Source organism: Thermosipho sp. (in: thermotogales) (genome assembly GCF_020054775.1).
Lineage (GTDB): Bacteria > Thermotogota > Thermotogae > Thermotogales > Fervidobacteriaceae > Thermosipho > Thermosipho africanus.
Genome location: NZ_JAIHAP010000075.1, coordinates 1 through 8,654 on the forward strand (window position 1 = coordinate 1; position 8,654 = coordinate 8,654).

Annotated in this window: 8 protein-coding genes; all 8 read left to right on the forward strand. The window is 28.2% G+C overall.

The features are described 5' to 3' along the window. A partial coding sequence (locus tag JG780_RS09495) for an MscL family protein (RefSeq protein WP_287570327.1) occupies nucleotides 1–192 on the forward strand: 192 nt, incomplete at its 5' end. A 37-nt stretch (nucleotides 193–229) separates the two neighbouring features. Next, nucleotides 230–391, forward strand: a complete 162-nt coding sequence (locus tag JG780_RS09500) for a hypothetical protein (protein WP_287570329.1) — start codon at nucleotides 230–232, stop codon at nucleotides 389–391. Between the two features lie 189 nt (nucleotides 392–580). Then, nucleotides 581–1,711 carry an RAMP superfamily CRISPR-associated protein gene (locus JG780_RS09505; protein WP_287570330.1) on the forward strand — a complete coding sequence of 377 codons (1,131 nt, stop codon included), beginning with the start codon at nucleotides 581–583 and terminating at the stop codon, nucleotides 1,709–1,711. Next, a complete protein-coding gene (locus tag JG780_RS09510; protein ID WP_287570331.1) occupies nucleotides 1,704–2,837 on the forward strand; it encodes an RAMP superfamily CRISPR-associated protein in 1,134 nt (377 codons plus the stop codon). Before JG780_RS09505 ends, JG780_RS09510 begins: the two co-directional genes overlap by 8 nt. Next, on the forward strand, nucleotides 2,825–5,860 hold the full coding sequence (locus tag JG780_RS09515; RefSeq protein WP_287570333.1) for a CRISPR-associated protein Csx11: 3,036 nt from the start codon (nucleotides 2,825–2,827) through the stop codon (nucleotides 5,858–5,860). The genes JG780_RS09510 and JG780_RS09515 overlap by 13 nt, the downstream gene beginning before the upstream one ends. 4 nt (nucleotides 5,861–5,864) lie before the next feature. Further along, nucleotides 5,865–7,049: an RAMP superfamily CRISPR-associated protein gene (locus JG780_RS09520; protein WP_287570335.1), complete on the forward strand. Its 1,185-nt coding sequence runs from the start codon at nucleotides 5,865–5,867 to the stop codon at nucleotides 7,047–7,049. Further along, entirely contained in the window at nucleotides 7,036–7,557 is a 522-nt protein-coding gene (locus tag JG780_RS09525; RefSeq protein WP_214495592.1) for a hypothetical protein, read from the forward strand. The genes JG780_RS09520 and JG780_RS09525 overlap by 14 nt, the downstream gene beginning before the upstream one ends. Nucleotides 7,558–7,560: 3 nt before the next feature. Then, a complete protein-coding gene (locus JG780_RS09530; protein ID WP_287570338.1) occupies nucleotides 7,561–8,454 on the forward strand; it encodes an RAMP superfamily CRISPR-associated protein in 894 nt (297 codons plus the stop codon). Nucleotides 8,455–8,654: the final 200 nt, after the last annotated feature.

An 8,654-nucleotide genomic window follows, 5' to 3' on the forward strand; every position in this document is an offset into this window, starting at 1 on the left:
GGCAACTTCATAAATGCAGTTATTAACTTTATAGTTATAGCTGCCGCAATATATTTTTTTGTAGTAGCTCCTATTAATACAATCAAAAATCGCAAAGAACAACAACAACAACAAACACCACAAGCATCTCCTGAGCTTTCAGAGGAAGTAAAACTTTTAAGGGAAATTTTAGATGTGTTAAAAGAAAAATGAATAAAAACATAATTTTAATTTAAAAGAGTAAGGCAAAATGATACCTGTTATTCCAGAAGAGTTTTATGAATATTTAGACGAAAAGCAAGTATTAAAATTAAAAAAAGACGCACCTTATGAAGTTAAAAAGAGATTTGAAAAATGGCTTAAAAAGTTTGAAAAAGAATATGAAGAAAGGATAAAAATTGAAGATAAATAAATGTGTAATTTCTATATTTTTAAAATGTCGCTGATGGGTGAGATAATTAAACCAATCAACGACATTTTTGTTTATAAAATATATTTTCTTAGCAGGAATTTGGAAAGTTATGTAGAATATTGTTATATGCAGGAAGATTTTTGGTATAGAGTTAGTTGGGATGTATTATTATAAAAAGGAGTTTTTGGTATGAGTAAAAAAGAAATTAATGTTGATTTAGAGACAATAACTCCATTGTGGACAGGCGATGCATGGCAGAAGAATACAGAAATTAGACCTTCTTCTTTGATGGGCAGTTTGAGATTTTGGCTTGAAGTTATTTGTTATTTTGTTTTAAAAAAGGATTTTGACAGTAAAAAAGGACGGTTTGAGGAAGAGGTTAACCAAGATGAGTTTAAAAAGAAGCTTAAAAGCAATAGTACAGACGTTAAATCGCAAATTGAGACTTTAATAGAAATGAATATTCCTGTACCTTCTATTATATTTGGCACAACTGGATGGAGGGGATTAATAGAAATAAAAGAGATAAAACCATTATATGATTATTGTTTTGGTAACAAATTAAATTTACCCTATGCAGCAGCTTTTACAAAAAGTCAGTTGAATCAATTAAAAGAATTTAATGATAAAGAAGAATTAAATTATTTTATAAATAACTTTTATGGAAAAAATTTCAAAGATAAAGATAAAAACTTTAAGAGTCAGTGGTCTGCTTTTTATTTTCCAAACCCATATTTTTATGGAGAATTTACGGTTAAATTTTTAGTTGAAGAAGAGATTTTAGACAGTATATTCTATCCTCTTTTAAATTTTATGGACAAGTATGGCTACTGGGGAGGAAAATGGAATATTGGATATGGAAGGTTGAAGGTCAAAGGAGTAAGAGAAGGCAATAATACTGTGAAGTGGGGAATGGGAGAATTTAATTTAGGTTTCATTAATAATAGCAACAATAACTTTAATTTAGGTGAATATTTAAACGAAGTAAACAAGTTCGAAGATTTAACTAAAAACAATAACAATGGTAAAAGCATAAAAATGTTAAGCAATCAAATTTCAAACTCAGATTTTAAAGACATTATTAAAAATTTGATTAAAATAAAAGCAAATGAAAGAGCTCAACACAAAAATAGAGGAGGTTCTACAGAAGAAAGACATAAGATTTTTGGGACTATTGAAGCTCCTCCTTATAAAGATTCGCTACCCCAGGGTTCTAAGATTTTACCATACATAACAAAAGGAGAACAAGGTTATTGTGGCGGTTTTTTATCTATTGTTGATTTGTTAGAACTATATAAAGGGGATGAACAAAATGGCTAAATATGCCAAATATGATGCATTTGCAGAAGCTATTTTAAATTTCAATGATTTTAAAAATGGTAAAACAGAAGTAGATACTTATCTTGAATTAAAATTTAAAGATTTAACAAAAAAAGTTGTTGAACTTGATAATTTTAAAAAGAATAAAAGAGAATATTCTATCTGGTCAGAAAAATTTCAAACCGTACAAAAGATGTCTGGTATTTTTATTAAGGAAGATAAAAATACCACTGATAATAATTATCCAGATATCTATGCAAAAAAACTTCCACCATACTCGTTCATAATTCAGGCAAATTTTAAATTAAAACAGCCATATTTCTCAAAAGATGATGATGAATTTTATATAATTCAAAACCCTATTTTAAAAGAAAAAGTTTTTAAAGTACCTATGATAAGAGGAAGCGGTTGGAAAGGTTCTTTAGCGAGCGCATTTAAAGATTTGATTAATGAAGAGGCCAACCTTGAAAAAAGAAAAAAAATCATTGATAGTTATTTACGAATATTTGGTGCAGGCTCAGAAAGTATAAAAGTGTTAGAGGATTATCTGAAGGGAAATAGTAAAGATTTAGTAAAATTTAAAGAGAAGCTTTTAGAATTTATATTGTTTGAACTTGGGATGAAAGTTGACAAAGATTTTATAGGTGAAATTAAAGACAAAAATTCATACGAGGAACTTCAAGCTATTCTTCAAAAGAAAATTTCTGAGAAACTTCAAAAAGATAATAAAAACCTACCAATAGAATTTCAAACACATAAAGGAAGAGCCATATTTTATCCTACATATTTTGACAGACTTTCTTTAGAAGTAATAAATCCACATGACAGAAGAAAAAGAGCAGGGAAACAACCAATTTATTATGAAGTAGTGCCAGAAGGGACAGAAGGGATTTTGCAGATTATATATATTCCTTTTGATGGAATATTAAAAGAAGATAAAGAATTAAAAAAGGAAGCTGAAAAAGATTTAGAAAATCTTTTATCGGCAGTTGAAAAAGTATCGCATAAAGGAATTGGAGCAAAAACAAAGCTTGGATGGGGAACTTTTGAGTTAATAGATAGGAAAAAGTATTATTGCATTAATGGAGATATTGAAGGAACGAGGTGGGAAAAATGTCAGAGCTAAATTTAGAAAATTTAAAAAAGCACAGAGATGAAATTTTAAAAGCTGAAATAACATCTTTATTAGCTTTGTGGAATAAAGTAGATCCAAACCAACAAAATAAGGCAAATATTAATTTAGTTAAAAAATCTTTATCTGATTGGGAAAAAGATATTAAAAACAAAAAAATAAAAATTTTAGAAGAAGAATTTGAATTATGGAGTTATTTTCTTAATAATTGGCGTGATAAACGGCGAAGTCAAAAAGACAAAAAATATTTATTGCAAGTGTTATATGGGATAGGAGAAAGCTTAAACTCTGGTATTGATAAAGGTTCTCCAAAGGATAATATTAAAGTTGAACCTCAAAATAGAAGATGGTTATCAAATCCTTTTGGGAGTTTTAAAAATAGAATTATTTATTTATCAGAAACGGAAAATTCAATAAATTATAAAATTTTTGACTTAAGAAACTCTATAAGCAATATCCTGGGCTCTAATAATTTAGATTGGGAAAAATTTAAATCAATTAGAGAAAAATTTGAAAAATTTTTTACTGGTTTATTGAGCGATGATAGATTTCCAATTAATGATGTATCATTGTGGGAACAAGCTTATATGGCAACCACAATGTTTAAAGCCTCTCTTTCTGAATATATTTTAAAAAATAATAACATTCAAAACTTACCTAAACGAGAGGATTTTCATTGGCGTATTCTTGGTATACAATATGACAAGCTTAGACTTGCAGAAAGAGGATATAAACCTCAGCAAATACAGTGGTATAGAGAAGCTTCAAATAAAATTGATGATGAAATTAAAAAGCTTTTAGAATATGACTATCCTATTGGAAATGAAATATATCGCGATGAAACTGGAATTTATTTTTTAGTAGGTGAAGATTTAGGAGAAGACTTAAACGATAATAGTAATTTAGCCAAGCTAAAGAGGGACTTAAAAGAAATAGAAGAAAGAATTATGCATATTTTTAAAGAAAAATCTTTTGATGAATTTTACCCTGCTATTTTTCTTACTAAAGCTTCTCGAGGCTTAATGAACTTATCCTATCTTCTTGAAAAATCTAAGGAAAACTTTTTAAAAACAGATTGGAGTAAAAAAGAAGTTGATATATATATCGAAAAATCAGAAAGTGAAAAAGCAATTGGTATATGTCAGGTTTGTGGACAAAGATTAGTGTTTGAATCAGATAGGCGGTATGATGACAAAAATATTTGCGATGTCTGTTTTAAAGAAAAAACGCAAGGCAGGATCGATAAATGGCTTGAAGATACAAGCAAGGAAACTATTTGGATGGATGAATTGAAGGATAAAAATGATAGGGTTGCATTGGTAACAGTGAAGTTTGAGCTTCATGATTGGTTAAATGGAGATATGTTAAACAGTATAGTATTGCAGGAAAACATTGATTTTGATGAGGATGTTAAAAAGATAAAAAACGAGCTTATAAATATTTGCAAAAAAAATGATGAGAAAAAAGTTAAAGATACCGTTTTATTAAATTTTACTGATAAAGCTTTACATAATTTAAATGTCAAAGATATTATAAAATCTATCATTCTTGAACGTTCGATTGGAGATAGATGGGAGGAATTTATTTTTAAAAAATTAGGTGATTGGGACGATAGTAGTACCAAACCATTAAAAAAGAAAATAGACTTTGATTCAAGAGAAATTCATTGGAATAACCTTAATGATTCAGACATAGAATTTTTATCTACAATTATCCTTCAATTTCTCCTTAGAAAAAATCCTTCTCCAGCAAGATTAAGAAGGATATGGGAGACTACAAAAGAATTTTTTGAGGATATTAAATTAAATATATGTGATTATGCAAGTATTCAAGAGAGTAGAAGAAAGAGATTTTATTGGGAAAATGTTAAAGTTAAGAACGAAAATAAGAGTATACCAGATGGAGAATATCAGGATGGTGATGTTCTTTTTTGGGCTAGTAAGGGGAAGGTTCGCCTAATATCTTATATAAAAGATTTAAAATCAGGGAAGGAATTTAATCTCAAAGAACCCACAGGTAATGGAAATATAATAACATCTGTTGTGTATACAGATAATACAGAATTTGAATACTATCAACCGTATATATCAATTATAGATCCCACGCCAATTAGCTGGCAGTTTATTACACCAGCTGAGTATGTGCCAAATTTGATTGATAATGTTATAAAAAGATACAATGAAAGTTTTAAATTTGTTTATGGAAAACTGCCACTTCATATAGGTGTAGTAATTCAGGATTATAAAAAGCCGTTATATGTAGGCATAAAAGCTTTAAGAAAAATTAGGAGGGATGTTGAGGGAATAGAAAGACTATCAATAGAAGTGAAGGCATCTAAAATTAAAGATATATTAAAATATCAAAAGGATGAAGAATCATTAAACAATACTCATAAATATTATTCTCTATATTGGGGCAAACATACAAAAGGATATAATTTTTATATAAGACCTCAAGATGAATCTAATCGCTATATTGCGAACATTGATGAAATTGATGACGATAAGGAAATTACTATAATCCCAAATACATTTGACTTTGAATTTTTAGACACAAACACAAGAAGAAATGATATTTATTATGACGGAAACAATAAATGGAAAAGAAAAATAAAACTTAAAAGCTCACGACCTTATAACTTAGATAATTGGGAAAAGTTTAAAAAATTTAAAGATCTATTTGGTAAACAAAATAAAAATGGAGTTACAAGGAGTACAAAACTTCAAAAATTAATCTCTGTAATCTATGATAATTGGAAAGCCATAGCTAATGACGAATCCAAAATAAATAGTAATGTAGAAGGGATAAAAGCTTTTCTTGCTTCAAGCTTTATAAATATTCTTGACCTAAAAAAAGATATAGGCCTTGCAGATGGAATAAAAGATCTATTTGACATAGATAAATCTAAAGAAAATGATAAGCTCCATGCACTACTAAAAGAAAAAATGACCCTAGATAATATACAGCTTTTCTTGGATATGTTTGAATTCTGGCATACAGCTTTAAAGGAGGTTTAAAAAAATGAGTGATAATTTAAATTTAGTAGAAGAATTTAAAATCTATGGAATGGCAACAGATCCAATTTATATTGGAACAGGAGGATATAATATAGGCAGAGTTGACAATACAATTATAAGAGATCCAATGACAAAACTTCCCAAAATTCCTGGTTCAAGTTTAGCAGGGACTTGGAGGTATTATGCGGTATTGGAAATACACAAATATTTTAAAAATGAAGATATGCGTATTAAAAAAAGTGAGAGAAATAATAAAGATTTAAATGAGATTTTTGATGAGGCGTCATCACCTAATTGGATTAAAAATTTTGAAGGTAACAAGTATGCAGGATTAAATTGTGCAGGACAGGATAATACTCCTCAAGCGGAGATATTGAATGCGCCTTTTGCTACGGATGATAAAGGCAAAACAGGACACTGCGGATATTGTATTATCTGTAAAGGATTTGGATTTTCAAAGAAAGATTTAAGCTGGCAGGGAATGATTTATTTTAGTGATTTGAATATTTTATTTTTCCCTGTATTTACACGCTTTGGTACCAAATGGATAACAACGAAAGAGATATTAAAGAATGCAAATTTATATGGCGAAAATATAGAAAATAAACAAGATGAGAACAAAGATTTGGTTTGTTTAGCTTTAGAAAAAATAGAAGATGGGAAAATGAATGGGCATATAAATCTTGGATGGATATATTTACCTTATAAAGTAGACAATTCAATTAAATTAGATAAAATAAAATTTGATAATTTTGATTTAACTCCTGATAAAATCGTTATTGTCCCTGAAAGCTTATTTTCTCAGATTGTAAATTCTAATCTTGAAGTAAGAACGTCTGTCTCAATAGATCCAATTACAGGTGCTGCAAAAGAAAAAGCATTATTTACTTCAGAAGCTATACCAAGAGGGACAATATTCTCTGGGAATTTAAGAATACATGACAAATCTGCTTTTAAAGGATTATTAGACAAAATCGGAGATTTGCCTGATTATAGTATGATAAAAGAAGCTTTATGTGATTCTAAACACTTTTTTGAGACATTAGGTATTGGTGGCATGGCAACAAGAGGGTTTGGAAGAATGAAATTAGAAATAATAGATGGAGATAAAGATTGTGAAGATGATTTAACCCAACTAAATAATGGAACGACCGACTCTAATGGGGGTGAGGGAAATGACTCAAAATAATCTTGAGTATACTTTAAATAAATTGGGTTTTGATATAGTAAATGAAAGGATTTTGGATGAAAATGATATAAATAAGTTCTTAGGAGTTCTTTCTAATGATGGGGTTTATGCTATGTGGATTTATGCACAAGATAAATTAAAGGTTAAATTCGATGAAAATAAAAATAGTTTAAATGAAGAAAAAATTTTTAAGTTGTTAGCTAAAGTTGAAGAAATAGATAAATATATTATGAAAAGTTTAAATTATAAGGACATAATCGAGAAGATTTCTAATTTGACAAAAGAAATAAAACAACTGGAAGACAAAATTAAAAATAAATCTAGTTCTCAAGAAGAAAAAAAACAGTTAGAAAACCTGAAAAAAATGAGAGAAAAAGAGAGGGATAAAGAGCTTAATAAATACTTTTTAAATTTATCATCTAACTTAAATGATTTACTCTTTTTCAAAGAGCTTTTTGAAAAAGTACTAATCTATGCCCGATACCATGCAAAGGCTATGGGGGAATAAATAATGATATGGTATAAACTAATTTTTAAGCAAAATCAGCCAATACATATAGGCTCTGTTGAGTGGGGAGTAATTAATGAAACTGAAATTTTTATTCCTGGCTGGACAATGTGGGGAGCTTTAACAAATCAATTTTTAAAGAGAATTGGGTATAGTGAAATTAAAAAAGCTAAAAAATTATTTGAAAAAATTACTAATTTTTATCCTATGATAAGACAAACAGAGAAACCTTTATTTCCAGAGTATAATAAAGGGAACTTTAGTTTTGAAAATTATACAACAATAGAAGAGTTTAAATACGAATTTGTTGATACTATTGTATCAACTGCAGTAGAACCATTATTAAGAAGCGCAAAAGATGAAAGCTTACATGAATTTGAATACATACTTCCAAAATCAAAGATTGATTTAAATAATAAGGCGAAACAGCTTTACTGGGTGGGTTTAATTGGATTTGAAGATGAAGTTATTAAAGAAATAAACTTATTAATAAAAAATGACAATAATAGCGAAAAGAAAGAGTTATCAAATTTATTGAAAAGGATTTTTTCAAAAATATATATTGGTGGAGATACTAAATATGGTTTTGGTGAGATGGAATTGTTAGACCCAATTAATGAAGTAACAGAAGAAAAACTTAGTGAATGGAACATTACTGGAAATGGTACAGCAAGTATAAAACCTAATTTTCCATTAAGACAATTTTTCAAATTTTCTAATGAAATAAAATTTGAAGGGGAACTCAAACTTCTTTCAGAATTTGATTTTACACAGAATATACCAAGAGTTCAAGAAGCAGGCTATTTTATAAATGTAGGTAGTAAAGTTTCAGACTTTAATGGAATTGATTTAAACAAATATCATTTGATTAAAGGTAAATTTGAAAAAATAAAATGATAAAAAAACAGGCATTGTACATAAATTCATGCCTGTTTTTATTTAACAATTGAGTATTTAAAACCGGTATATCATTGAACTCTCTTATATTTTTATCCACATGCAGGAATTTGTAAACTTTTATCGAAATAAATATATATGTCCAAAGGGGGAAAGGGTAATATGTCCATTTATAAAGATATACAGGATGCTTTTATTTT

Bases quoted from the DNA above. Each gene is read 5' to 3' on its own strand.
- JG780_RS09505 (WP_287570330.1), top strand. From the start codon at position 581: ATGAGTAAAAAAGAAATTAATGTTGATTTAGAGACAATAACTCCATTG.
- JG780_RS09515 (WP_287570333.1), top strand. From the start codon at position 2,825: ATGTCAGAGCTAAATTTAGAAAATTTAAAAAAGCACAGAGATGAAATT.
- JG780_RS09530 (WP_287570338.1), top strand. From the start codon at position 7,561: ATGATATGGTATAAACTAATTTTTAAGCAAAATCAGCCAATACATATA.
- JG780_RS09500 (WP_287570329.1), top strand. From the start codon at position 230: ATGATACCTGTTATTCCAGAAGAGTTTTATGAATATTTAGACGAAAAG.
- JG780_RS09520 (WP_287570335.1), top strand. From the start codon at position 5,865: ATGAGTGATAATTTAAATTTAGTAGAAGAATTTAAAATCTATGGAATG.
- JG780_RS09525 (WP_214495592.1), top strand. From the start codon at position 7,036: ATGACTCAAAATAATCTTGAGTATACTTTAAATAAATTGGGTTTTGAT.
- JG780_RS09510 (WP_287570331.1), top strand. From the start codon at position 1,704: ATGGCTAAATATGCCAAATATGATGCATTTGCAGAAGCTATTTTAAAT.